The sequence below is a fragment of the Mangrovihabitans endophyticus genome (assembly GCF_014646155.1).
In the GTDB taxonomy this organism is placed as follows: Bacteria; Actinomycetota; Actinomycetes; order Mycobacteriales; family Micromonosporaceae; genus Actinoplanes; species Actinoplanes endophyticus.
This window is the reverse complement of sequence record NZ_BMMX01000018.1, coordinates 95,116-119,165: the sequence shown is the minus strand read 5'-3', so window position 1 is coordinate 119,165 and position 24,050 is coordinate 95,116. Positions and strand designations below refer to the sequence as shown.

The window sequence follows — 24,050 nt, the reverse complement described above, 5'->3', positions numbered from 1 at the left end:
TCCTCCTCACCAGCGCACGGGCAGCTCGTGCAGCCCGTGCAGCACTCCGTCGTACTTGAACGGCAGACCGTCCGGGCCGGCCGCCAGCGACAGGCCCGGGATGCGCTCGAACAGGGTCCGGTACGCCAGTTCCATCTCCACCCGGACCAGGTTCTGGCCGAGGCACTGGTGCACCCCGTACCCGAAGGCGACATGCTGTTTCGCGCTGCGCTCCGGGTTGAACATGTGCGGGCAGGCGAACACGCCGTCGTCGTGGTTGGCCGCCGCGACCAGCGGCACGATGCCCTCGCCCGCCTTGATCACCTGGCCGCAGATCTCCACGTCCTCCACGGCCACCCGCAGCGACACCAGGTCGGCCACCGAATGCAGCCGCAGCAGCTCCTCGACCACCCGGTCGTCGCCGATCCACTGCGGGTTCTCCAGCAGTGTGACGATGCCCAGGCCGATGTTGTTGGCGGTGGTCTCGTGCCCGGCGATCAGCAGCAACAGCAGCACGCCGGTCAGTTCCTGCGGCGCCAGCACGCCGCCCTGCAGCAACCGGCTGGGCAGGTCGTCACCGGGCCACTTGGCCTTGATCTCCAGCAGCCGGTTGATGTATCGCAGCAGCTCCCGGCTGGCCAGGTCGCGCTGCGCGTCGGTGGACTGCCGGATGTTGACCAGGGTCCGGGTGCGCGACTCGAAGAATTCCCGGTCCGCCTTCGGCACACCCAGCAGCGCCGAGATCACCAGCGACGGGATCGGCAGCGCGAAGTCGTTGATCAGATCGGCGGACCGGTTCCCGTCGGCCAGCAGACCGTCCACCACGCGGGTCACCACGTCCTGGATCTGCGGCCGCATGTCCCGGATGCGGCGCACGGTGAACTCCGGGATCAGCGCCTTGCGGAACCGGTCGTGCTCCGGCGGGTCCAGGCCGACGAACCAGCCCGGGATCTGGTCCTGGCGCGGCACACCCATCGTCTCGCCGATGTTCGGGAACCCCGGCCGGTCCGGGTTGGAGCTGATCTTCTTGCTGGTCAGGATCTCCCGTACGGCGGCATGCCGGGTCACCAGCCAGACGGGCTTGCCGTCCGGCAGGTACGACAGGACCAGGCCCTCCCGATGCCGGTACTCCTCGTAACGCGGCGGTGGGAAGACTTCGCCCGGCTTGCGCAGCGGGAAGTCGACGACGAGCTGTTCCTCGGTGTCGGTCATGCCGGCCTCTCAGGCGAAATCGCGGACCTGCTCGACGATGAAGTCGATGTCCGACGCGGTCAGGGACGTGTAAGTGGGCAGGTAGAAGCCGTCTTCGCTGAACCGGGTGGCGTTCAGCGCGGGCCAGCGTTCGTCCAGATAGCCGGGCTGGCGGCTCATCGGCTTGAAGAACAGCCGGGTCTCGATGCCCCGCTCGGCCAGGTGCGCGCGCAGTTCGGTGCGGCGCTGAGCGCGTACGTCGTACATCCAGAGCACGTCCCGCGGCGGCATCAGGGTGATGCCGGGGACGTCGCGCAGACCCTCGTCGTACCGCTTTTCGATCTCCCGGCGGGCGGCCAGGATCTCGTCCAGCCGCTCCGTCTGGGCCAGCGCCACCGCGGCCTGCATGGCCGTCATCCGGTAGTTGTAGGCCAGCTTCTTGTGCAGGAAGCTGTGGTCCCGGGTGAAGGCCATCGCCCGCAGATGGGCCATCTGAGCGGCCAGCCCCGCGTCCCTGGTGACGCAGATGCCGCCCTCGCCGGACGTGATGATCTTGTTGGCGAACAGCGAGAAGCAGGCGATGTCGCCGACCGGCCGCACCCCGTGCGCCTCCGCCGAGTCCTCCACCACCCGCAGGTTGTACTGGAACGCCAGATCCATGATCGGGTCCATGTCGCACCGGCGGCCGTAGATGTGCACCGGCATGATCACCTTGGTGCGCGGGGTGATCGCCGCCTCGATCTTGGTGACGTCGATGTTCAGGTCGTCGGCGCAGTCCACGAAGACCGGCGTGGCGCCGGTGTAGGTGACCGCCCACGCCGAGGCGATCATGGTGAACTCCGGCACGATCACCTCGTCGCCCGGACCGACGTTCAGCGCCCGCAACGCCAGCGTCAGCGCCGCCGTTCCGGACGAGCAGGCCACCCCGTGCGCCACGCCGTTGAAGTCCGCGAAGGCCCGCTCGAACCGCCCCACGAACGGCCCCTGCGACGAGATCCAGCCGTCGCCGATGGTGCTCGTCACGTACTCCAGCTCACGCCCGTCCAGGGCCGGCATGGAGACGGGATACTTGTAGCTCATCGGTGGACCACCTGACTGATCAGATCGGCCGCGGCACTCGCCCCGCCGGCGGCCCGCTGCCGGTCGCCGAGCTCCTCGGCGCGCGTACGGAAAGACGGGTCCTCGATGACCCTGGTGAGCTTGTCCACCACGTCGTCGGGGTCGACGGTCGTCGGATCGTCCAACGTCAGGCTGACGCCCGCGTCACGCCCGCGCACCGCCTGGTCGTAGCAGTCCACCCAGAGCGGCCGGACCACCTGCGGCTTGCCGAAGTACACGCCCTCGTGGAACCCGTTGCCGCCGCCGTGACTGAAGAACACCTTCACCGCCGGGTGGGCCAGCACGTCCAGTTGCGACGGCAGCCAGCTCTCGATGCGCAGGTTCGCGGGCAACCGGTCGGCCGGCGGCAGCAGGTGCTGCTGTTCGCGCGGCAGCTTCCACAGCACCGCGTGCCGCCCGGCCAACCGGCGCGCCACCTCGACCAGCGCGGCCACCTGCTCGGCGGTGAGCCGGGTGATGGTGCCGAAACCCATGTAGACCACCGAGTCCTGGCCGTCCAGCCAGCGCATCACCTCGTGCTCGCCGCCCGCCTCCGGCAGCGCCGGCATCATGGCGCCGACCAGCTTCAGCTTCTCCGGCTTGTCGAACGGATAATCCAGCTCCGGAATCGAGTTGCAGAGAATCATCTGCGCCTCGTCCACCCGGGTCATCGGGCTGGGCGCGGCCAGGCCGAGCTCCTTGCGGATGCGGGCGTCCTCACTGAGCACCCGGCCCATCGCCGGGTGGAAGAAAATTGCCAGCGTGCGCAGCTTGAACAGGGAATTCTGGAGACGCTGCGGCACACTCATCCGGGCGGGCAGGCCGGAATGCGGCACCGGGAAACCCGTGGGCGTATAAGACCGGGCGAACGGGTTGTGCGCGGTCAAAATGTTGCTGGGCAGGAACGGCACACTGAGCACGAACGGGATGTCCCGGGTGAGCGCCAGGTCGACCGCGAAGCCGCACAACGACTCGATCACCAGCAGGGCAGGCTTGACCTTGTCCACCGCGTCGGCGAGGGCGTGGAACTTCCCGGTCTGCAGGCCGGGACGGTACGTGTGCCGGATGACCGCCCGGTGCGCCTTGAACCGGGAACGCTGGGTGACTTCCCGGTACACGTCGTCGTCCCACGTGACCGCGGACATCTCGGGAATGACCTCACCGAGCGAGGCGAACTGCACGCCGGTGCCGGTCTTTCCGCTGTCGTCGCTGCTGTCACCGGCGTCTTCGCTGCCGCGGCCGGCGTGTGCGGCACTGATGCGCTCCACGTCCGCCCGGCGCGGCTCGTCGGTGGCGAACCACAGGTCCGGCACGCCGCGCCGGGCCATTTCGGACGCGAGCACCAGCATCGGGTTCAGCAGCCCGCTCTCGGGCAGGCTGACGAACATCACGGGGCGCGCGGACGCGGTCGATGGGTTCACCGTCATTTGATCCCACGCCGGGCACCGGGGATTTCCTTAGAACCACGCTCCCGCTCGTCCCGGGCGTGTGCCGCCTCGTCCCGGGGCGTACCTCAGGTGCCGCTCCTGCCGCTCGGCGGTACCGTGTGCACCTCAAAGATGCCCCCACGGCAGCCCCGGGCCACGGCTCAACGGGGTGAGACAGCCGGGGGCGACCGCGGCGGGGAGCGCCGCCCGCCGTCTCTCGTCCGCACGGGCAAGCTGAATATGGTTCGCATTGCCGCGTGTCGTACCGTCGAGTTCCGTCATTATCGCGACGGATGGCGTCCCATTGCTCACCGCCTGCGACCGTTACTGGTTTCGCCCGGAGTGCCGACATAATTACCCGCGCGAATGGCTTGAGCTGTCGGTGTGGCGGGCTGAGCGTCGTGTCCCGGTGACGCGGTGACGCCGCCGGGTGTGGCCGGGCAGCCTCCGGTGTCGCCGCGGGCAAGCCGCAACTCGCACGTTGTCAACTCGGCCTATGTCGGACAAGACTGGGTGCGCTCGTGCCGATAAGCGGCGCGATTGCTAGGGTAAAATCGGTCCTCGGCGTGCTGCGTGTTCGTCGCCGACGGGTGCCCGATTGTCGTTGCTGGCCCGATTTTTTCTGGCCTGAATGCCGTTGCTGGCCCGATTGTCGTTGCTGAGAGTTTGATGGGAAACGGGAAAGGTCACGGATTCGGTGCCATTGTCGGCGGGAATTCATGCAGAGGACTTGAGAGTAGTGGCCAAGGTTCCGTCGAGCGGCCTCGACGCGCCGGATCTCGGCGATGATCCGGCCCGTCATCTGCTTGCCGCTCGGGAACTGCTCGCCCAGGGCGCGCCGATCGGCGCGGTTGCCGACCGTCTGGTCGCAGCCGGCGGCAGCGCCGAGCCGTGGGCGCTGCGCGCGCTGCGGGACGCCGCCGCCGAGGCCGTCGTGCGTGGACGCGAGGATGAGGCCCGCCGTCTGCTCGAACTCGTTCTGCGTGCCGGGCCGGATGCGGGCGTGCAGGCGGAACTGGCCGACATCGACTGGTGGCTGCGCCCGGCCGGATCGGTCTCCGCGCTGACCGCTCTCGCGCGGTCACCCGCGCTGCCTCCGGTCGCCGCCGCCGTGCTGGCCCGCCGTCTCGGCTGGCACGGCCTGGTCGACGACGCGGCCGCGCTGCTGGACGACGCGGCGCCGACCGGCCTGGAGCGGGCCATCACGGATCTGTGGCTGAACCGTCTCTATCCGTCCACATTCCCGGACCGCGGGGCGGAGCCGGCCGTGGACGCGGTCGCCGCCACACACCCGTGGCTGCGACCCACGGCGGCGGCCGAGGCGGTGCTGCAAGGGCTGCACATCAACCGGGATGCGCTGGAACCGTTGCAGACGGCCCTGCTCGCCCTGGACGACGCCGAGGACCTGGACGCGGAGACGCCCTGGTTCGCCGATCTTCTCGCGTCCGCCCGCAGCTCCGCGAGCCGCACCGCGGAGGCGCTGCTCACCGCGGCCCGCGCGCGCACCGAGCTGCGCCGCGGCGAACTGCATGCGGCCGAGGAACTGGCCGAGGTGTCGTTGCGCCGGCTCACCCCGACCGGCTGGGGCGTGCTGGTGGGCCTGCCGCTCGGCACCGCACTGCAAGCGCTCACCGAGCAGGGCCGGCACGACGAGGTGGCGGACCGGCTCTGGGGGCAGCTCCCGCCCGCGCTCGGCCGCACCCCGTACGGGCTGGTGTTTCTGCGCGCCCGCGGACTGCACTACCTGGCCACCGGCCGGGAACGTGCGGCGCTGAGCGACTTCCTCGCGGCCGGTGAGATCCAGGAGAGCTGGGGCGTGTCGTTTCCCGGCCTGTCACCGTGGATGGTGGACGCGGCGCGGGCGCACCTGGCGCTGGGCGACACGCAGGCGGCGCGGACGCTTGCCGACCGGCAACTCGCGGTGCTGGGCGGTTCGCGCCCCCGGGTCCGTGCGGGCGCCTTGCGGGTACGCGCGGCCACGCTCGCGCCGGGCCGCCGGCCGCAGTTGCTGCGCGCCGCGATCGAGTTGCTGGAACAGTGCGGCGACCGGCTCGAACTGGCGCGCTGCCTGGCCGACCTGGGGTGGGCGTTCGAGGAGGCGGGCGAGCCGCAGTACGCCCCGGCGCCGCTGAGCCGCGCGTGGCATCTGGCCAGCGACGCGGCGGCCGGGCTGCTGCTGCGCGAGTTCGCCGCCCGCGGGCTGACCGGACCGCCGTCCGGGCCGGCCGACGACGCCCGGCTCGCCGCGCTCAGCGAGGCGGAACGCCGGGTGGCCGAGCTTGCCGCGCAGGGCTACAAGAACCGGGAGATCGCGCGCCGGCTGTTCCTCACCGCCAGCACGGTCGAGCAGCACCTGACCCGCATCTATCGCAAGCTGGGCGTACGGCGGCGCAGCGCGCTGGCCTCGATTGCGGGCCTGGCTCCGGCGGTGGAGGTGGTGCGCCCACGACGCTCCCGAAACCACGACCCCCAGTCCTGACCCCACCCCGCCCCGGACGGCCGTCGATCTTGGAGTTGCTGGTCCGACAAGTCGGATATGGCGTACCAGAACCGGCACACTAACTCCATGATCGACGGGGTGCTGCGGCAGGACGCGGGTATAAGTCGGCTACTTCCGTCTAAAAGGGGTGCGTTGTCGTCATGCGTGGCGGGGCGTGGCGAGGCGGCGCGGGGCGAGGCGGGCGAGCGGCGCGGGGCGAGGCGTGGCGGCGCGGGGCGAGGCGTGGCGGCGCGGGGTGGGGCGGGGCGGGGCGGGGCGGGGCAGGTGGGAATGGGGTCGAGTGTGTCCGGCGGGTTTCGCGCGGGTTCATGAACGGCTAGCCTGCCACCAAGAGCATCGAGAATCTTGGATGGCTGTCATGGCGGACCAGTTCACGATCACCACCGACCCGGTCGGCGACTCCGTAGCGCTGTCCGCACTCTTCGCGGTGTTGCCGCTGCTTACACTGTTTGTGCTGCTCGGCGTCGTGCGCATGCGCGCCTGGCTGGCCGGCGTCATCTCGCTGGCCGTGGCGCTCATCGTCGCCATCGCGTTGTACGCGATGCCGGTCGGGCAGGCGCTGCTGTCCGCGACCGAGGGCGCCGCGTTCGGCTTCTTCCCGATCCTGTGGATCGTGCTGAACGCCGTCTGGGTCTACAACCTTACCGTCGTCAGCGGACATTTCGACGTGCTACGCCGGTCGATGGCCCGGATCAGTCCGGACATGCGGATCCAGGCGATCATCGTGGCGTTCTGCTTCGGGGCGCTGCTGGAGGCGCTGGCCGGGTTCGGCACCCCGGTGGCGGTGACCGTGGTGATGCTGATGGCGCTCGGGTTCCCCCCGATCCGGGCCGCCGCGGTTGCCCTGGTGGCCAACACCGCTCCGGTCGCGTTCGGTGCGCTGGCCACCCCGATCACCACGCTGGGCACGGTGACCTCGGGCGCGGCCGACGATCCCCGGCTGAACACCGAGACCCTCGGCGCCATGGTCGGCCGGCAGACGCCGTTGCTGGCGGTGGTCGTACCGCTGGTGCTGGTCATGGTGATCGACGGCCGCCGCGGCGTCCGGCAGACCTGGCCCGCGGCCGTGGTCGCCGGGGTGGTGTTCGCGGTGGGCCAGTTCCTCGCCTCCAACTACGTGTCGGTGCCGCTCACCGACATCGTCGCGGCGCTGCTCTCCGCCGCCGCCGTGGTGGTGCTGCTGCGCATCTGGCAACCCGCCGAGTCGCCGGACCTGCGCTCCGCGGACGACGAGGTCGCGGTGGCGACCGGGCGCGGTGACGAGGACGCCACGGTACGCGCGGCGGCGGGGACGGGGACGGGGACCGGTCCGGCCGGCGAGGAACCGGCGGTACGGGCCCGGGCCGGCGGCAGTGATCCGGATGCGCCGGGCGATCCGGGCACCGGGCCACCGGCCGGGGACGCGCGGCACGGCGAGGCGCGCAACGTGCCCGGCGAGCCGCCCCTCGCACGTACCCACGGCAGCGTCGCGGCGCTGGAGCAGCACGACAGCGGCGCGCAGGTGGTCCGGGCGTACGCGCCGTACCTGATCATCATCGTGATCTTCTCCCTGGCCAACATCCCGGCGATCAAGTCGGCGCTGGGGGAGGAGCCGTGGTCGGTGTCGTTCGGCTGGCCCGGACTGCACGTGTCCGGCGCCGACGGCGAGCCGCTGTCGTCCACCACGTTCACCTTCGGCTGGCTGGCCGCCGCGGGCACGCTGATGATCCTGGCCGGGATCATCACCGCCGCGGTGTTGCGCGTCGGTCCGGGCAGCGCGGTCCGCGCGTACGGCCGGACGTACGCCGAACTGCGGCACGCCATCGTGACGGTGATGGCGGTGCTCGCCCTGGCGTACGTGATGAACCAGTCCGGGCAGACCAACACGCTGGGCGCCTTCCTGGCCACCACCGGCGGATTCTTCGTCTTCCTGTCCTCCATCCTGGGATGGATCGGGGTGGCCGTCACTGGTTCGGACACCTCCGCGAACGCGTTGTTCGGCGCGTTGCAGGTGCAGACCGCCGCGCGGGCCGGCCTGGACCCGGTGCTGCTGGCCGCGGCGAACTCGTCCGGTGGCGTACTCGGGAAGATGATCAGCCCGCAGAACCTGGCGATCGCCGCGTCGGCCGTGGGCATGGCCGGCCGGGAGGGTGACATCTTCCGGCGTGTGGTGCGCTGGAGCCTGGTGCTGTTGCTGATCATGTGCGTGCTGGTGACCCTGCAGGGCACGCCGGTGCTCGGCTGGATGGTGCCGGAAACCCCGTGACGCCGGAAACCCCGGGACCCCGGGACACCCCGGGACACCCGGACAGGCCGGGACACCCGGACAGGCGGGGACACCCCGGACAGGCGGGGAGACCCGGGCCGGACCGGGTACGCGTACTCAGGACCCCGGCCGCCGCACCGGCCAGGATGGCCGGCATGAACACGATGGTGCGTGGGGCGGGCCGGTCCGCGGCGACGCTGATCCTTGTCGCAGGCCTGGTCGCGGTGGCGGCGGTGGCCGCGTGGTGGCAGATCGGCGACCAGAGCTCGGCCGGGCCGGAGCAGAATCCGGAGTACGCCGTGCCGCCACCCGATCTGCCCGCCGGCGCCGAGACGGCGGCCGGGGTGGCGTGCCTGGTGGTGGTGATCGGCGTGCTGGCGGCGCTGGCGTGGGCGACCGCCACCCGCGCGGTGCGGCGCCGATGGTGGCTGGTGGCAGCCCCGGCGGTGCTGGCGGGTTACGTGGCGGGGGCGTGCCTGCGGGTGCTGACCGCGGGCGTGCTGGGGGCGAACATCGGGGCGGGCCTGGCGGTGGTGGCGGGCGTGCCGGCGGTCGCGTTGCTGACGCTGTGGTCGATGGTGTGGGCGGCGGTCCTGGCAACCCGCCGATCGTGACCGCTCGCGCGCCGACCGTGCCGGTGGTCAGCCGCTGCGGTTCGGGTCCCGCAGGTAGGCCTGCACCTCGTGGTGCGGGATGCGCCACGAGCGTCCCACCCGGATCGCTGCCAGGCTGCCCGTGGACACCAGGGCGTACACGGTCGACCGCTGCTCGTGCAGCATCGCCGCCACCTCCGCCAGGGTCAGGAACCGGACCCCGTCCAGCGCCATCGGCATGCGCGGGGCCGGGCGCGGATCGGCCGGCGCTTCGCGCGGGTTGCCCGCCTGGGCGCGGATCAGCCCGGCGTACACGCCGTCCGCCCGGATCAGCTCGTCGTGACCGCCCTGCTCGGCGATGCCGCCGTCGCGCATCACGATGATCAGGTCCGCGTGCCGGATGGTGGACAGCCGGTGCGCGATGACGAAGGTGGTCCGCCCGGCGCGCAAGGCCGCCATGCCCTGCTGCACGAGCAGCTCGGTGCGGGTGTCCACGGAGCTGGTCGCCTCGTCCAGCAACAGCAGCACCGGGTCGGCCACGAACGCGCGGGCCAGAGTGATCAACTGTTTTTCCCCCGCGCTGATCCCGGACGCCTCGGAGTCCAGTTCCGTGTCATACCCCTGGGGCAGGGTGCGGATGAACGGATCCAAGCACGTCGCGCGGGCCGCCTCGATCACGTCGTCACGGGTGGCGCCCGCACGGCCATAGGCGATGTTGTCCGCGATGGTCCCGGCGAACAGCCAGGTGTCCTGCAGCACCATGCCGGTGCGGGAGCGCAGGTCCTCGCGGTTCATCGCGCCGATGTCATGGCCGTCCAGCAGGATCGCGCCGCCGTCGATGTCGTAGAAGCGCATCAGCAGGTTGCCCAGGGTGCTCTTGCCGGCGCCGGTGGGGCCGACCACGGCCACGGTGCTGCCCGGCGCCACACGGAGGGAGAAGCCGTCGATCAGCGGTTTCTCCGGCACGTACCGGAAGGACACGTCCCGGAACTGGACCTCGCCGCGCAGCGCGCCCGGCCGCACCGGGTCGGCCGGGTCGGGTTCCTGCTCGACGGCGCGGAGCAGTTCGAAGATGCGCCCGGCCGAGGCCACCCCGGACTGCAACTGGCCCGACGCGTTGGCGAGCTGGCCGATCGGTTGGCTGAACTGCCCGCTGTACTGCACGAATGCCTGCACGTCACCGAGCGACAGATGCCCGGTGGCCACCCGCAACGCGCCCACCGCGGTCACCGCGACGTAGTTCAGGTTGCCGATGAACAGCATGGCCGGTTCGATCACGGCGGACACGAAGCTGGCCCGGGCGCTGACGTCACGCAAGTGCTCGTTGTCCGTGTCGAAGGACCGTTCGGCTTCGTCGCGGCGGTCGAACACCTTGATCAGGGCATGCCCGCTGTACGCCTCCTCGACGTGCGCGGTCAGCGTGCCGGTGGCCGTCCACTGCTGGTCGAACATGGGTTGCGAGCGCACCACGAGCCGGGACACCACCACCCCGGAGACCGGTACGCTCACCAGCACCACCGTGGCCAGCAGCGGCGACACGAAGAACATCAGCACCAGGACGGCGAGCACCGCCAGCGGCGCGGTGACCATCTGGCTGAGCGCCTGTTGCAGGGTCTGCTGGACGTTGTCCACGTCGTTGGTGACCCGGCTGACGAGTTCGCCGCGCGAATGGTGGTCGAAGTGGCTCAGCGGCAGCCGGGACAGCTTGCGCTGCACCTGTTCCCGCAGGTCGGCGACGGCGAGCTGGACGGCGCGGGCGGCCATCCGGTCCTGCGCCCACTTGACCGCGGAGGCGGTGACGTAGAGGACCACGGCGAAGGCCAGCACGCGGGTGATGGCGGCGAAGTCGATGCCCCGCCCGGGGATCAGGTTCACCGTGGACAGCACGTCGGCGAGGGTGCCCTGGCCGCCGGCGCGATACCGCGCGATCAGCTCGTCGCGGCTGGTCCCGGCGGGCAGGTCGCGGCTGATCGCCCCGGCGAAGATCAGGTCGGTGGCGCGGGCGAGCAACAGCGGGCCGACCGCGTTGAGCACCACGCCGACGACGCCGAGCAGCACCATCACCACGATGCGGCGGCGGAACGGGCGCAGCAACGCGAAGACCTGCCCGGCGGTGGCCTTGGGCGCCCCCGAGCCGCCAGCCGGGGACCCGTCGCCGGGCTCGCCGTCGCCGGCCGGTGCGCCGCCCGTGGGGGAACCGCCGGTGGGGGAGGCCACCTCGGATGTGACAACGCCGCCGGGCTCGCCGGCCCAGTCCGGCGCCGCGCCGGGGTGGCGTGATGCGGGCCCGTCCGGTGCGGGCCCGTCCGGTTCGGCGCCGGGCGGCAGGGGCGGCCAGGTCAGGTGCGGCGGCGCCGGTTCCGGCTCGCCGGTCACCGGCGGGGGTGGCGGCGGATCCCGCCGGGCGCCCGGAGCGATCACCGGCAGTTGCCGGGTGGGCACCTCGGCCGCGGACAGCAACGGCTCGACGCGGTGCCGCCCACCGGGCGGCGACACCGGCGTGGACGAGGCCGACGGTTCCGGCGCGGACGGCGCGGACGGCGCGGGCGCGGGCGACGACTCCGGCCGGTCGGTGGTCGTCACGACATGTCCTGCGGTTCCATCTGGGAGGCGGCGATTTCCCGGTACGTGCCGTTGGCCTCGATGAGCTGCGCATGCGTGCCCGCGCCTACCACGTGACCGCGGTCCAGCACCAGGATCCGGTGCGCGTCGCGGATCGCGCTGACCCGTTGCGCGACCATCACCACCGTCGCGTCCGCCGTGTGGGCCGCCAGGCCGTCACGCACCGCCGCCTCGGTCGCCGCGTCCAGCGCCGAGAAGCAGTCGTCGAACAGATAGACGCGCGGCCTGCGGACCACCGCGCGGGCGATGCACAGTCGCTGCCGCTGACCGCCGGACACGTTGGTGCCGCCCTGCGACAGCGGCGCGTCCAAGCCGCCCGGCATCCGCTCCACGAACTCCCGGGCCTGCGCCACCTCCAGCGCGTGCCACAGCTCGGCGTCGTCGCTGTCCGGGGCGCCGAAACGCAGATTGGTGGCGACCGTGCCGGAGAACAGGTACGGCTGCTGGGGCACCAGGGCCACGGTTCGGCTGAGCGCGGCGCGGCTCATCTCGCGTACGTCCACGCCGTCCACCTCGACCGACCCGGCGGTGACGTCGAGCAGACGCACCACGAGTTCCAGCAGCGTGGTTTTCCCGCTGCCGGTGCTGCCGATCACCGCGACCGTCTCGCCGGGCCGGGCCACCAGGTCGATGTCGGACAGGATCGGCTGCTCGGCGCCCGGGTGACCGAACTGCGCCGCGCGGACCATGACGGTGCCCCGGGCCGTGCCCGGATCGCGGGGCTGCCCGGCGCTCAGCACGCCGGGTGTGGTTCCGAGCAGGTCGCGGATGCGCCGGGCGGACACGTCCGCCCGCGGCATGGTCAGGAAGACCAGCATCGCCGACACGGTGGCCATCAGGATCAGGGCCTGATATCCGAGGAAGGCGTTCAGCGTGCCCAGCCGCACCTGCCCGGCGTCGATGCGGACCGCACCGGCGTACAGCAGGGCGACGCTGAACAGGTTCATCACCAGCAGCACCGCGGGGAACATCGCCGCGGTCAGCCGGCCCACCCGCAGCGACACGCCGAGCAGGCCGGCGTTGGCCCGCGCGAAGCGCTGCCGCTCGTGCTCGTCGCGGACGAACGCGCGGACCACCCGCACCCCGGTGATCTGCTCGCGCAGCACCTGAGCGATGCCGTCCAGCCCGGCCTGCATCCGCGCGTAGAGCGGGCTCATCCGGGCCAGGATGATCGTCGCGGTGATCGCCACCGCGGGCACGATGGCGGTGATCAGCCCGGCCAGCGGCACGTCCGCGCGCATCGCCAGCAGCACCCCGCCGGCGCACACGAACGGCGCGGCCAACGCCACGTTGAGCGCGGTCAGCACCAGCGACTGCACCTGTTGCACGTCGTTGACCGTGCGGGTGACCAGCGACGACGTGCCGAACCGGGCGGCCTGGTGCACGGACAGGTCGTGGGAGCGGCGGAACACCGCCGAGCGCAGGTCCCGGCCCAGCGCGGTGGCCGTGCGGGAACCCAGCCAGACGGCCACCACACTGGTGCCGACCTGGACCATCGCGACGACCACCATGATCAGTCCGGTGCGGGCGATGCGGCCGGTGTCGCCGGCCACCACACCGTTGTCGACGATGTCCGCGCTCAGCGCCGGCAGCGACAGCGTGGTCGCGGTCTGCGCCAGTTGCAGCAGCACGAGCAGCGCCAGGGCGCCACGGTACGGCGGCAGGTGGGCGCCCAGCAGCCGGAGCAGACTCACCACAGCCCCTTCACGTCCGGCGTCGTCGAGCCCCCAGCCTCCCCGCAGCGAATGCGGGGATTTCCTAAAGTTGGCGGCGGCATGCTCGATGCGAGCATCACGACGAGGGATTCGATGCGAGCATCACGACAAGGGATCAGGAGGCGATGGTGCTGCGGGTCGCGAGCATCAATCTGCATTGCGGGCTGGACCGGCGTGCGGAGCCGTACTCGGTGAAGCAGGCGGTGGCGGCGCTCGACGCCGACGTGATCCTGATTCAGGAGAACTGGCGCCCGGACGACGGCACCGGCCTGGCCGCCACGGCGGCGGCCGACTGCGCGTACCCGCACGTCGCCGAGCGGGAGCTGGTCAGCGGGCGGACACCGGTGGAACTGGAGATCGTCCGCGGGGACAGCCCGGCGCTGGCCACGCGCGGGAGCTGGGGGCTCGCGGTGATCAGCCGGGTGCCGTGGACGCGGGCCGGCGAGATCGCGATCGGGGCGGCCCGCGGAGACGTGGTCGGGCCCCGGTACGCCCAGGTGGTGCAGATCGGCGGGCTGCGGCTGGTGAACGTGCACCTGACCCACCGGCTGGCGCACGGACCGGCCCAGTTGCGGGCGCTGCTGGCCGGGCTCGCCGGCGACGACACCCCGACGGTGATCGCCGGCGACCTGAACATGTGCCGCCCGACGATCGCTCTGGCCCGGCCGTACCGCCCGGTGGCGCGCGGGCGCACCTGGCCGGCGCACCTGCCGCTGGCCCAGCTCGACCACGTGCTGGCCGGGCCCGGCGTGACCGTCACGGATGCCCGCGTCGGCCCCGCGGTGGGGTCGGATCACCTGCCGGTGCTGGTGAGCGTGGCCCCGGCCGGGTGAACGTCAGCGCAGGCCGCGGCGCTCCCACACGTCGCGGGCCTGGGTCGCGCGCAGCGCCGCGTTGATGCCCAGCCAGCGCAACGGCTCCGGCTCCCAGGCGCGGGAGCGGTGGTTCACCCACGGCAGCCGGGTCAGCTCGGTGTCCGCGCCGGTGATCAGGTCCGCCAGGGTGCGGCCGGCCAGGTTGGCCGCGGCCACGCCGTCGCCCACATACCCGCCACCCCAGCCCATCCCGTCGGCCAGGCCCACGCTGGGCATCCAGTCGCGGGGCACGCCCAGCGGGCCGCCCCATTCGTACGCCACCGGCGGGTCGATGTCGAACATGTCGCGCAGGTCCCGGCGCAGCATGGCGAACACGCCGGGCACCCGGTCATACCCGGGGCGCACCGCGGAGCCGAAATGGTACGGCGCGCCCCGCCCGCCGAAGGCCAGCCGGTCGTCCGCGGTGCGCTGGCCGTACACCACCATGTGCCGGTGGTCGGAGAACGTCTCCCGGCGGGCAAGCCCGATGCGCGCCCAATCCGAGGCCGGCAGCGGCTGCGTGACGAGCATCAGCGAGTACACCGGCGCCAGCGCCCGCCGGTGACCGGGCAGCGTGGCGGTCCAGCCCTCCAGCGCCCGCACCACCGTCGTCGCGGTCACCGTGCCGTGGTCGGTGCGCACCGCGCCGCGGGTCAGGCGCAGCACCCGGGTGTTCTCGTACACCGCGACGCCGCGCCGCTCGGCCGCCGCGGCCAGCCCGCGGGCCAGCAGCGCGGGGTGCAGTGCGGCGCAGTGCGGACTGTACGTGCCGCCCAACACCCCGGACGCGCCGCACATCGCCGACGCGGCGTCCGCGTCCAGGAACCCCGGTCCGGCCCGCGCCCGCCGCACCTGGGCCGGCGATCGGGCCAGTGTGATGGTGCCGCCCTTGGCGAAGTGGCAGTCGATGCCCTCGGCCGCGGCCACCCGGCCGACCTCGTCCACGGTGGCGTTCAGCGTGCTCACCATGGCCGCGGCCGGACCCGCCCCGTACCGGCGGACCAGCACCGCGGTGGGCACCGGGAACAGCCCGGAGCACCAGCCGCCGTTGCGCCCGGACGCGCCGAACCCGGCGTAGGCCGCCTCCAGCACCGCGATCCGCAGCGACGGATCGGCCCGCGCGAGGTAGTACGCGGTCCACAGCCCGGTGTAGCCGCCGCCGGCCACCGCGACGTCCACGGTGATCGGGCCGGGCAGCGCGGGACGGGGCTCGACCCGCAGGCCGGCCAGCCAGAACGACGGCATCACACCCGCGCCCACGCCTGCGTCAGCGCGGTCCGCAGGATCTGCTCCATCTCGGCGAAATGCGACTCGTCGCAGATCAGCGGCGGGGCGAGCTGCACCACCGGGTCACCGCGGTCGTCGGCGCGGCAGTACAGTCCGGCCTCGAACAACGCCGGCGACAGGAAGCCGCGCAGCAGCCGGTCCGATTCGGCGTCGTCGAAGGTCTCCTTGGTCGCCTTGTCCTTCACCAGTTCGATGCCGAAGAAGAAGCCGTCCCCGCGCACGTCACCCACGATCGGCAGATCCCGCAGCCGGTCCAGGTACGCCCGGAGCACGCCGGTGGCGGACCGCACGTGCCCGTTGAGATCCTCCCGTTCGAACAGGTCCATGTTGGCCAGGGCCACCGCGCACGCCACCGGATGTCCGCCGAACGAGACGCCGTGCGCGAACGAGGCGCCCGGCTCCCGGAACGGCTCCACCAGGCGCGCCGACGCGATCATCGCGCCCAGCGGAACGTACCCGGACGTGATGCCCTTGGCGCAGGTGATGATGTCCGGCCGGTAGCCGAAGCGGGAGGCGCCGAACCAGTCGCCCAGCCGTCCGAACGCGCAGATCACCTCGTCGGAGACCAGCAGCACGTCGTACGCGTCACAGATCTCGCGGACCCGCTCGAAGTAGCCCGGCGGCGGCGGGAAACATCCGCCCGCGTTCTGCACCGGCTCCAGGAACACGCACGCCACGGTGTCCGGGCCCTCGAACTCGATGGCCTCGGCGATGCGGTCCGCCGCCCACCGGCCGAACTGCTCGGTTGACTGCGACTCGTCCGGCCGGCGGTAGTAGTTCGTGTTCGGCACCCGGATGCTGCCCGGCACCAGCGGCTCGAACTGTTGCTTGATGCCCGGCACGCCGGTCAGCGCCAACGCGCCCATGGTGGTGCCGTGATAGGCCACCGCGCGGGTGATCGCCTTGGTCTTCAACGGCTTGCCGGTGCGCCGGAAGAAATCCCGCGCCAGCTTCCACGCGCTCTCCACCGCCTCCGACCCGCCGGTGGTGAAGAAGACCCGGTTGCCCTCGCCCGGCGCCAGGTCGGCCAGCCGCGCCGCCAGCTCGCGCGCCGCCGGATGCGCGTACGACCACAGCGGGAAGTACGCCAGCTCGGCGGCCTGCTTGGCGGCCACCTCGGCCAGTTCGGTGCGGCCGTGCCCGGCCTGCACCACGAACAGCCCGGACAGCCCGTCCAGGTAGCGTTTGCCGTGCTGATCCCAGACGTACGGGCCGTCCCCGCGCACGATCACCGGCACCTCGGCGGCCCCCGGTCCCTCGTACGCGGACAACCGTGTGAAATGCATCCACAGCGGATCGGCGCTCATGGTGTCCCCCATGCGTAGGTCTGCTTCGCGAGCTTGAGATACATGAACGTCTCGGTGGCCAGCACGCCGTCGATCGTCCGGATCGCGTCGTTGAGCAGGCGCAGCAGGTGCTCGTCGTCGGTGCACACCAGTTCGGCCAGCAGGTCGTATCCGCCGGCGCAGATCACCACGTAGTCGACCTCGGGGATGGCGGCGACCGCGTCGGCCACCGGCCGCAGATCGCCGGACACCTTGACGCCCACCATCGCCTGCCGCGCGAACCCCAGCGTCAACGGGTCGGTGACCGCGACGATCTGCATCAGGTGGGTGTCCAGCAGGCGCTGCACCCGCTGCCGGACCGCCGCCTCGGACAGCCCGATGGTGCGGGCCAACGCCGTGTACGACATCCGGCCGTCACGTTGCAGATGTTCGATGATCTGTTTGCTGGTGTCGTCGAGCGACGGTTCCGGCATGGCCTCACCCGCCGAGGCTGTGCATGACGTGCTTGATCCGGGTGTACTCCTCCAGCCCGTACACCGACAGGTCCTTGCCGTGCCCGGAACTCTTGAAGCCGCCGTGCGGCATCTCGGCGACCAGCGGGATGTGGCAGTTCACCCACACGCAGCCGAAGTCCAGCCGGCGTGTCATCCGCATCGCGCGGGCATGATCGGCGGTCCACACCGAGGAGGCCAGGCCGTATTCCACGCCGTTGGCCCAGCGCACCGCCTCGTCCTCGTCGGCGAAACGCTGCACGGTGATCACCGGGCCGAACACCTCGTCCTGGACGAGCTCGTCGCCCTGGTGCAAACCGGAGATCACCGTGGGGGAGAAGAAGTAGCCGCGGTCGCCGACCCGCGCGCCGCCGGTGTGCAGTTGCGCGTGACCGGGCAGCCGGGTCACGAAGCCGTTCACCCGGTCCAGTTGCCGCGCGTTGTTCAGCGGCCCGTACAGCGCCTCGTCGTCGCCCGGCGCGCCGGTGCGGGTCTGCCGGGCCTGCTCGGTCAGGGCGGCGACGAACTCCGGATAGACCCCCGGCGCGGCCAGCACCCGGGTGGCCGCCGTGCAGTCCTGGCCGGCGTTGAAGTAGCCGGCCTCGGCGATCGCCGCCGCGGCGGCGGCCACATCGGCGTCGTCGAAGACCACCACCGGCGCCTTGCCGCCCAGTTCCAGATGGGTGCGCTTGAGGTCGCCGCCGGCCGCGGTGGCAACTTCCCGGCCGGCGCGCACCGAGCCGGTGATGGACACCATCCGCGGGACCTGATGCGACACCAGCGCGCGTCCGGTGTCCCGGTCGCCGGTGAGCACGTTGAACACGCCCGGCGGCAGGAACTCCGCGGCGATCTCGGCCAGCATCAGCGAGGTCACCGGCGTGGTGTCGGAGGGTTTGAGCACCACCGTGTTGCCCGCCGCGATGGCCGGCACCACCTTCCACACCGCCATCATCAGCGGGTAGTTCCACGGGGTGACCTGCGCGCACACCCCGACCGGCTCGCGCCGCACGTAGCTTTCGAAGCCGGTCAGGTACTCGCCCGCGGAACGGCCCTCCAGCAGCCGCGCGGCGCCGGCGAAGAACCTGATTTGATCCACCGAGGGCGGCAGTTCCTCGGTGGCCGTCAGCGCGAGAGGCTTGCCGGTGTTGCGGGACTCGGCGGCGACGAGCTCGGCCGAGCGCGCCTCGACGGCGTCGGCGAACCGCAGCAACAGACGTTGCCGCTCGCCCGGCGTGGTGTCCCGCCACCTCTCGAACGCCCGCACCGCGGCGCCCATGGCCACGTCCACGTCGGCGGGACCGGACACCGGGGCGGCGGCGAACACCTCACCGGTGGACGGGTCGACGAGATCGGCGTACCGGCCGTCGACAGGCTCGGCGGCGGCTCCGCCGATGAAGTTGGTGAACACTTGTTTGGCGGACATGCAGCCGCACCTTCCTCGCGAGCCGCTGTCCGTCGCCGGGCGGGACCGTTCGCTCGGCAGATGTCTCCGGGTGCTCCGGTGTTCCCGGGTCTCCTGGTGTTCCCGGGTGTCTCCGGTGCGCCCGGAGGGCGGACAGGGCGGGCGGACCTGGCGGAATCCTGCGATCGAAAGACATCATTACACGGAATCCGTGCCGGACAAGGGGCACGGCGTCCCTTTCCGCAATGGTGCACAGTTCGCCAGGTTCGGTGGGCGTCCGGCCCCCGACGGGCCGGGGCTCTTGTGTGCTTTGCTCGTTGTGCCTACATTGCGTGATTTATACCTTCAGGCGGGAACGCCGTGGTCGTTGCGGCGTTGGGCCGTGGTTGTTGCCGCGTCGGGCCGTGCTCGGCGGCGCGTCGGGGCGTGCTCGGCGGCGCGTCGGGGCGTGCTCGGCGGCGCGTCGGGCCGTGTCGGCTGGCCGTCACGGGGCGTCCGGCTCTCCATGCCGTACACCACGGGTCGCCAGGTCGTGGCGCGTGGGCCGCCCGGGTGTGGCGTGGACCAGTTGCCGGGTGTGGCGTGTGCTGGTCGCCGGTTGTGGCGGGCGCCGCCCGCCCCGTGTCGCGTGTGGCTGGTGCGGGGTTGCCTGGCCGTAGCGTGTGGCTGGTGCGGGGTTGCCTGGCCGTAGCGTGTGGCTGGTGCGGGGTTGCCTGGCCGTAGCGTGTGGCTGCCAGGGGTTGCTTGGCCGTAGCCAGCGGCTGTCACCGGAGACGTGTGACGTCCCCGTGCTACGGCTGAGGGCGGGGAGACGGCCGTGAAGTACGGCTGTACGGCCGTCGGCACCCCCGCCCCGCCCCACCCCGCGCCCGCCGTGTGTCCCGCGCCCGCCGTGTCCCGCGCCCGCCGTGCGTGCCGCCCCCACCCCACCCAGCCCCCACCCCCGCAGCCCCCGCCGCACCCACCTCACGTCCTGGCGCGTCGATCAAGAACTTTCGATGCCCATTTTCGAGGGGATCGTGGTGTTATGTGAGGCCACAAAGTTCAAGATCGACGGGCGGGGCGGGCGGGACAGGCGGGGCGGGACGGGGGACGGGGGTGGGGTGGGGTCGGTCAGCTCAGGGCGAACTTCTGCGCCGCCGCGCCGTTGCAGTCCCAGATCTGCAGCCGGGTGCCGTTGCCGGTGTTGCCGTTGGGCGAGTCCAGGCAGCGGCCGGACTGCGGGTTGCGCAGGGAACCGTCGGCCTGTTGGATCCACTGCTGGCCGCCCACGCCGTTGCAGTCCCACAGTTCCACCTGGGTGCCCGCCGCGGTGCCGTTGCCGTCGATGTCCAGGCAGCGCCCGAGCGTCCGCAGCGCGCCGTTCGACTGGTGGAACCAGTGCTGGTCCACCGCGTACGACTGACAGTCCCACAATTGCACCGCGCTGCCGTTGCCTCCGCTGTCGTCGGCCGCCACGTCCACGCATTTTCCGCCCGGCCCGAGCGTGGTGCCGCCGCCGTTGACCGCGAACTTCTGCGCCGCCGCGCCGTTGCAGTCCCAGATCTGCAGCCGGGTGCCGTTGCCGGTGTTGCCGTTGGGCGAGTCCAGGCAGCGGCCGGACTGCGGGTTGCGCAGGGAGCCGTCGGCCTGTTGGATCCACTGCTGGCCGCCCACGCCGTTGCAGTCCCACAGTTCCACCTGGGTGCCCGCCGCGGTGCCGTTGCCGTCGATGTCCAGGCAGCGCCCGAGCGTCCGCAGACTGTTGTCGGCGAAATGCTCCCAGTGCTGATCCTCGGCGTACGACTGACAATCCCACAATTGCACGCCGGTGCCGTTGCGGCCGGTGTCGTCGGCCGCCACGTCGACGCATTTTCCGCCGGGACCGGCGATGGTGCCCTGCGGGCCGTTGGGCACATTCGTCTGCCCGCCGTAACCCACCGACACCACATTCGCCTGTACGGCGTTCTCCGCGGCGTCGCTCGGATAGCCGGACACCATCGCGCCCTCGAACCACGTTCCCCTGTTCCGGTTGCTGTTGTCCCCGCCGATGCCGAGGATGATGCCGCCTTCCTGGTGCATCGGCCGGTAACCGGGCTTGTCCGTCGGCAGGGACCCGTTCCACCACGTAGTCAGGCCGCCGGACTGGGAATTGCCGCCCTTGAGCGCGTACGTCGTCTGGCCGTTGTTCTTCAGCACCGCGGTGACGAAGGCGGACTTGTTCCCGGCGTTGGCGGTGTTCGATCCGTTGCCGCCCTGGAACATGCCGTTCTCCATGTCGGCCTCGATCCACGGGCCGGAGCCGTTGCACGGCGGGAAGAAGCAGGTGGTCGCGATGCTCACCGCGTCCATGTGGCCGTTGCCGGTGTCGTACGGGGTGGACTCGGCGTTGCCGTAGTCGAAGCAGCAGTCGGACCCGACGTGGGTGCCGCTGGCCACCATGTAGACGCCCTCGGGCTGTCCGTTGACGGCCACCCCGGAGGCCACCCCGGTGTAGCGGTAGCCGACGCCCGGCGAGACCCACACGCCGTACGCCTTGTGGCCGCCCGCGGTGATCGCGATCTCGCTGGCGTCCGCGCCGCGATCCCCGGAGCCGGCGCCGCCGTCCGGGGCGATGGACAGGTCGTTGTGCCGGCTGGTCTGGTCGAAGATCCGGGTGATGCGGCAGGTCGTGCCGTTGCAGAAGGCGTCGTGGTCGCCCGCGTTGACGTACCCGCCCGCGGACAGCAGCCCGACGTTGTGCGTGGCACCGTCGGAGGCGCGGGTCAGTTGGTAGAGCGGGCCGTTGTAGCCGGAGATCAGCTCGCGCACGGTGCTGTGCGCGGCGACGCACGGCGTGCCCGCGCTGCCGTAGACGTCGCAGGGCAGCGAACCGGCTGCGCTGGCGGTGCCGGGCGCGCCGAACAACAGGCCCATGACCAGGGCTAAGGCCGCGCCGAGCGCGAGCAGGGTGGAGCGATGTCTGCGCATGGGGAACTGTGCTCCTCAGGGGCGATGGGGATGGAGCGTGGGGGTGGGGGTCTGCGCTCACGGCCGCTCGGCAGACATCGAGAGGGTCGACTCTCTTGTTACGGAAGTTACGCCCGCTGGTCGATCACGTCAATGTTCGATTATTTGTGTCCGTCTCGCGGCGCTGAGCTGTTTGTTTGTGTGCAATTCCCAGGCTCGGTGTCGAATTTTCGATGCCCGGTTTCGCCGGGGTGGTGGCATGCTGCACCCCATGGCTGAATCCGATCTCAAGGCTGACTTGCGCCACTACCTGCACAGCGGACGGGACACGCTGGTGTGGAAACTGGACGGCCTCGGCGAGTACGACGTACGCCGCCCGCTCGTGCCCACCGCGACCAACCTGCTCGGCCTGGTCAAGCACATGGCCGGCGTCACCGCCGCATACATGGGTGAGGTTTTCGGCCGGCCGTTCCCCGAGCCGCTGCCGTGGATGGGCGTGGACGCGGAGCCGAACGCCGACATGTGGGCGACCGCCGACGAGTCCCGGGAACAGGTGCTCGGGCTGTACCACCGCGTGTGGGCGCACGCGGACGCCACCCTCGACGTGCTGGACCTGGAAGCGCGCGGTCGGGTGCCGTGGTGGCGGCCGGAGCGGCGCGAGGTCACGCTGCACCGGGTCGTGGTGCACCTGATCGCCGAGTTGCACCGGCACGCGGGTCACGCGGACATGGTGCGGGAGCTGATCGACGGCGCGGCCGGATACCGGGCGGACAACGACAATCTGCCGCCCGGCGACGAGGCATGGTGGAAGGACTACCACGCGCGCGTGGACGCAGCCGCGCACCAGGCCTCCCGCCGGTAGCCACCCACCCGCCCCGCCCCGCCCGGCCCCGCCCCGCCCGCCGCGCCCGCCCCGCCGCGCCGATCTTGAGGTTTCCGGTCGGATATGTCGGCCTTGTCGGGGCGAAACCGGCACTCAAAGTCCAAGATCGGCGTCGGGGCGTCGGGGCGTCGGGGCGTCGGGGCGTCGGGGCGTCGGGGCGTCGGGGCGTCGGCGCGTCGGGCGCTCGGGGTTGGGCGCTTGGGGCGTCGGGCGCTTGGGGCGTCGGGCGCTTGGGGCGTCGGGCGCTTGGGGGTGTTACGGCGCGGGGCTGTCGCTCTCGCTGGGCGGTTCGGGCCGCTCGGGTCGCCACTGCAACATCGCCGCGGTCGCGTCGTCGCGTAGTTCGCCTCGTTCGTACGAGACGATGGTGTGGATCAGCCGCCGCATCGTCTCCGCCGCAGGGCTGCCGGACCGTACCGTCTCCACCATGAACGACCGCAACTGGTCCAGGCCGAACAGGTTGCCGTCGCGGTCGCGCGCCTCGGTGATCCCGTCGGTGTAGAACACCAGCGCGTCGCCCGGCTGGAGCTGCTGCTCGGTCACGCCCGGGTCGCGTTGCACCATGTGTCCCAGGCCCAGCGGCAGCGCGCTGGGCGCCGGCGGCACCGGCAACGCCGTGTTGCCGCGCAGCAGCAGCTCGGCCGGGTGCCCGGCGCAGATCCGCCGGTATCGTCCGGACGTCGTGTCCAGCTCCGCCAGCACCGCGGTGACGAACGAGCCGGGATGCTGGGCGCGGATCCACTTGTCGATCGAGCGGTACGTGTCGGTCAAGGTCATCCCGGCGCGGCGGGCGTTGCGGTACGTGTTCAAGGTCAGCGTGGTCAGCGCGCTCGCCCGGATGCCGTGGCCGACGGTGTCGAACAGCGCCACGTGCAGCAGGTCCCCGTTGGCCGCGTAGTCGAATGCGTCACCGCCCACGTCGTACGCCGGCTCCAGCACGGCGGTGACCACTGTCTCGTCGGCGGCGAACGTCAGCGGCGGTAGCTGGTTCCAGACGATCTCCGCCGCCAGTTGCATGGGCAGGCGCCGCTTGGTGCGTTCCACCGCGTCGCCGTAGTGCCGCCTGCTGGCGATCAGCTCCGCCACCAGGGTGGCGATGGTGCGCAGGTCATGCCGGTGCCGGTCGTCCGGTTCCGACTTGAGCCGGGCCAGCAGCACCCCGAGGCGTTCCGCGCCGTGCAGCAGCGGCAGCCACATCCGTACGCCGTCCTCCTCGGGCTCCGGGAGGATCCGCGCGCTGCAGAAGGTGTCACCGGCGACGGTGCCCTCGATCGGCTGCTCCTGCGCGGTGGGCCGGCTGCCGTGCAGCGGGCAGAGCCGCACCTGCTCGTAGTCGACCAGCAGCACGGCCACCTGATCCGCGTCCAGCAGCGGGGCGACCTCCATCAGGGTCGCGGGCAGGTCGTCAACGCGGCCGCGATGCCGCAGGTCCAGCAGACGCCGGACAGCTTCCATGGGATCCGACATCAACCAGCCCTCCGCACCCGCCGCCGCGCGCCCGCCCCCCGGCACGCACCCCTCATCCTGCTTGCCCGAGGGGTGAAACGCC

Annotated in this window: 16 protein-coding genes; 5 read left to right on the top strand and 11 right to left on the bottom strand. The window is 71.8% G+C overall.

Annotated features, from left to right (window positions below):
* Positions 1–6: 6 nt before the first annotated feature.
* Genes IEY73_RS19735 through IEY73_RS19725 form a run of 3 tightly spaced genes read right to left on the bottom strand, consistent with a single transcriptional unit; the run spans position 7 to position 3,689 of the window.
* Positions 7–1,191, bottom strand: a complete 1,185-nt coding sequence (locus IEY73_RS19735) for a cytochrome P450 (protein WP_189080726.1) — start codon at positions 1,189–1,191, stop codon at positions 7–9.
* A gap of 9 nt (positions 1,192–1,200) precedes the next feature.
* On the bottom strand, positions 1,201–2,250 hold the full coding sequence (locus tag IEY73_RS19730) for a DegT/DnrJ/EryC1/StrS family aminotransferase (RefSeq protein WP_189080725.1): 1,050 nt from the start codon (positions 2,248–2,250) through the stop codon (positions 1,201–1,203).
* Entirely contained in the window at positions 2,247–3,689 is a 1,443-nt protein-coding gene (locus IEY73_RS19725) for a glycosyltransferase (RefSeq protein WP_229715976.1), read from the bottom strand. The genes IEY73_RS19730 and IEY73_RS19725 overlap by 4 nt, the downstream gene beginning before the upstream one ends.
* 745 nt (positions 3,690–4,434) lie before the next feature.
* On the opposite strand from IEY73_RS19725, the gene IEY73_RS19720 reads away from it, so the two are divergent.
* From IEY73_RS19720 to IEY73_RS19710, 3 genes are all read left to right on the top strand, one after another.
* Positions 4,435–6,174 (top strand): helix-turn-helix transcriptional regulator, encoded by a 1,740-nt coding sequence (locus tag IEY73_RS19720; RefSeq protein ID WP_189080723.1) that lies wholly within the window; start codon positions 4,435–4,437, stop codon positions 6,172–6,174.
* 370 nt (positions 6,175–6,544) lie between these two features.
* A complete protein-coding gene (locus tag IEY73_RS19715) occupies positions 6,545–8,440 on the top strand; it encodes an L-lactate permease (protein ID WP_189080722.1) in 1,896 nt (631 codons plus the stop codon).
* A gap of 155 nt (positions 8,441–8,595) precedes the next feature.
* Positions 8,596–9,054, top strand: a complete 459-nt coding sequence (locus IEY73_RS19710) for a hypothetical protein (protein ID WP_189080721.1) — start codon at positions 8,596–8,598, stop codon at positions 9,052–9,054.
* Between the two features lie 27 nt (positions 9,055–9,081).
* On the opposite strand, the gene IEY73_RS19705 is transcribed toward IEY73_RS19710, so the two are convergent.
* Entirely contained in the window at positions 9,082–11,616 is a 2,535-nt protein-coding gene (locus IEY73_RS19705; RefSeq protein ID WP_189080720.1) for an ABC transporter transmembrane domain-containing protein, read from the bottom strand.
* Positions 11,613–13,349 carry an ABC transporter ATP-binding protein gene (locus tag IEY73_RS19700; protein ID WP_189080719.1) on the bottom strand — a complete coding sequence of 579 codons (1,737 nt, stop codon included), beginning with the start codon at positions 13,347–13,349 and terminating at the stop codon, positions 11,613–11,615. Before IEY73_RS19700 ends, IEY73_RS19705 begins: the two co-directional genes overlap by 4 nt.
* 146 nt (positions 13,350–13,495) lie before the next feature.
* On the opposite strand from IEY73_RS19700, the gene IEY73_RS19695 reads away from it, so the two are divergent.
* Complete coding sequence (locus IEY73_RS19695; protein ID WP_189080718.1) at positions 13,496–14,203, top strand: endonuclease/exonuclease/phosphatase family protein; 708 nt, start codon at positions 13,496–13,498, stop codon at positions 14,201–14,203.
* 3 nt (positions 14,204–14,206) lie between these two features.
* Here IEY73_RS19695 and IEY73_RS19690 read toward each other — a convergent pair whose 3' ends face one another.
* The 5 genes from IEY73_RS19690 to IEY73_RS19670 form a co-directional block, all read right to left on the bottom strand.
* Positions 14,207–15,469, bottom strand: coding sequence for an NAD(P)/FAD-dependent oxidoreductase (locus tag IEY73_RS19690; RefSeq protein WP_189080747.1), 1,263 nt, complete (start codon positions 15,467–15,469; stop codon positions 14,207–14,209).
* Positions 15,469–16,830, bottom strand: coding sequence for an aspartate aminotransferase family protein (locus tag IEY73_RS19685; RefSeq protein WP_189080717.1), 1,362 nt, complete (start codon positions 16,828–16,830; stop codon positions 15,469–15,471). Before IEY73_RS19685 ends, IEY73_RS19690 begins: the two co-directional genes overlap by 1 nt.
* Complete coding sequence (locus tag IEY73_RS19680; RefSeq protein ID WP_189080716.1) at positions 16,815–17,270, bottom strand: Lrp/AsnC family transcriptional regulator; 456 nt, start codon at positions 17,268–17,270, stop codon at positions 16,815–16,817. The genes IEY73_RS19685 and IEY73_RS19680 overlap by 16 nt, the downstream gene beginning before the upstream one ends.
* A gap of 4 nt (positions 17,271–17,274) precedes the next feature.
* The gene (locus IEY73_RS19675) at positions 17,275–18,711 is read right to left on the bottom strand and encodes a gamma-aminobutyraldehyde dehydrogenase (protein ID WP_189080715.1); all 1,437 of its coding nucleotides are present in this window, start codon (positions 18,709–18,711) and stop codon (positions 17,275–17,277) included.
* 1,092 nt (positions 18,712–19,803) lie between these two features.
* The gene (locus IEY73_RS19670) at positions 19,804–21,639 is read right to left on the bottom strand and encodes an arabinofuranosidase catalytic domain-containing protein (protein WP_189080714.1); all 1,836 of its coding nucleotides are present in this window, start codon (positions 21,637–21,639) and stop codon (positions 19,804–19,806) included.
* A 250-nt stretch (positions 21,640–21,889) separates the two neighbouring features.
* Here IEY73_RS19670 and IEY73_RS19665 point away from each other — a divergent pair, with 250 nt between their 5' ends.
* Entirely contained in the window at positions 21,890–22,480 is a 591-nt protein-coding gene (locus IEY73_RS19665; protein WP_189080713.1) for a DinB family protein, read from the top strand.
* 276 nt (positions 22,481–22,756) lie between these two features.
* Here IEY73_RS19665 and IEY73_RS19660 read toward each other — a convergent pair whose 3' ends face one another.
* A complete protein-coding gene (locus IEY73_RS19660) occupies positions 22,757–23,968 on the bottom strand; it encodes a PP2C family protein-serine/threonine phosphatase (RefSeq protein WP_189080712.1) in 1,212 nt (403 codons plus the stop codon).
* Positions 23,969–24,050 lie beyond the last annotated feature (82 nt).

Excerpts from the sequence above, each read along its gene's own strand:
- IEY73_RS19675 (WP_189080715.1), bottom strand. The coding sequence starts at position 18,711 with ATGTCCGCCAAACAAGTGTTCACCAACTTCATCGGCGGAGCCGCCGCC.
- IEY73_RS19665 (WP_189080713.1), top strand. The coding sequence starts at position 21,890 with ATGGCTGAATCCGATCTCAAGGCTGACTTGCGCCACTACCTGCACAGC.
- IEY73_RS19710 (WP_189080721.1), top strand. The coding sequence starts at position 8,596 with ATGAACACGATGGTGCGTGGGGCGGGCCGGTCCGCGGCGACGCTGATC.
- IEY73_RS19690 (WP_189080747.1), bottom strand. The coding sequence starts at position 15,469 with ATGCCGTCGTTCTGGCTGGCCGGCCTGCGGGTCGAGCCCCGTCCCGCG.
- IEY73_RS19735 (WP_189080726.1), bottom strand. The coding sequence starts at position 1,191 with ATGACCGACACCGAGGAACAGCTCGTCGTCGACTTCCCGCTGCGCAAG.
- IEY73_RS19670 (WP_189080714.1), bottom strand. The coding sequence starts at position 21,639 with ATGCGCAGACATCGCTCCACCCTGCTCGCGCTCGGCGCGGCCTTAGCC.
- IEY73_RS19730 (WP_189080725.1), bottom strand. The coding sequence starts at position 2,250 with ATGAGCTACAAGTATCCCGTCTCCATGCCGGCCCTGGACGGGCGTGAG.
- IEY73_RS19685 (WP_189080717.1), bottom strand. The coding sequence starts at position 16,830 with ATGGGGGACACCATGAGCGCCGATCCGCTGTGGATGCATTTCACACGG.
- IEY73_RS19715 (WP_189080722.1), top strand. The coding sequence starts at position 6,545 with ATGGCTGTCATGGCGGACCAGTTCACGATCACCACCGACCCGGTCGGC.
- IEY73_RS19660 (WP_189080712.1), bottom strand. The coding sequence starts at position 23,968 with ATGTCGGATCCCATGGAAGCTGTCCGGCGTCTGCTGGACCTGCGGCAT.
- IEY73_RS19695 (WP_189080718.1), top strand. The coding sequence starts at position 13,496 with ATGGTGCTGCGGGTCGCGAGCATCAATCTGCATTGCGGGCTGGACCGG.
- IEY73_RS19680 (WP_189080716.1), bottom strand. The coding sequence starts at position 17,270 with ATGCCGGAACCGTCGCTCGACGACACCAGCAAACAGATCATCGAACAT.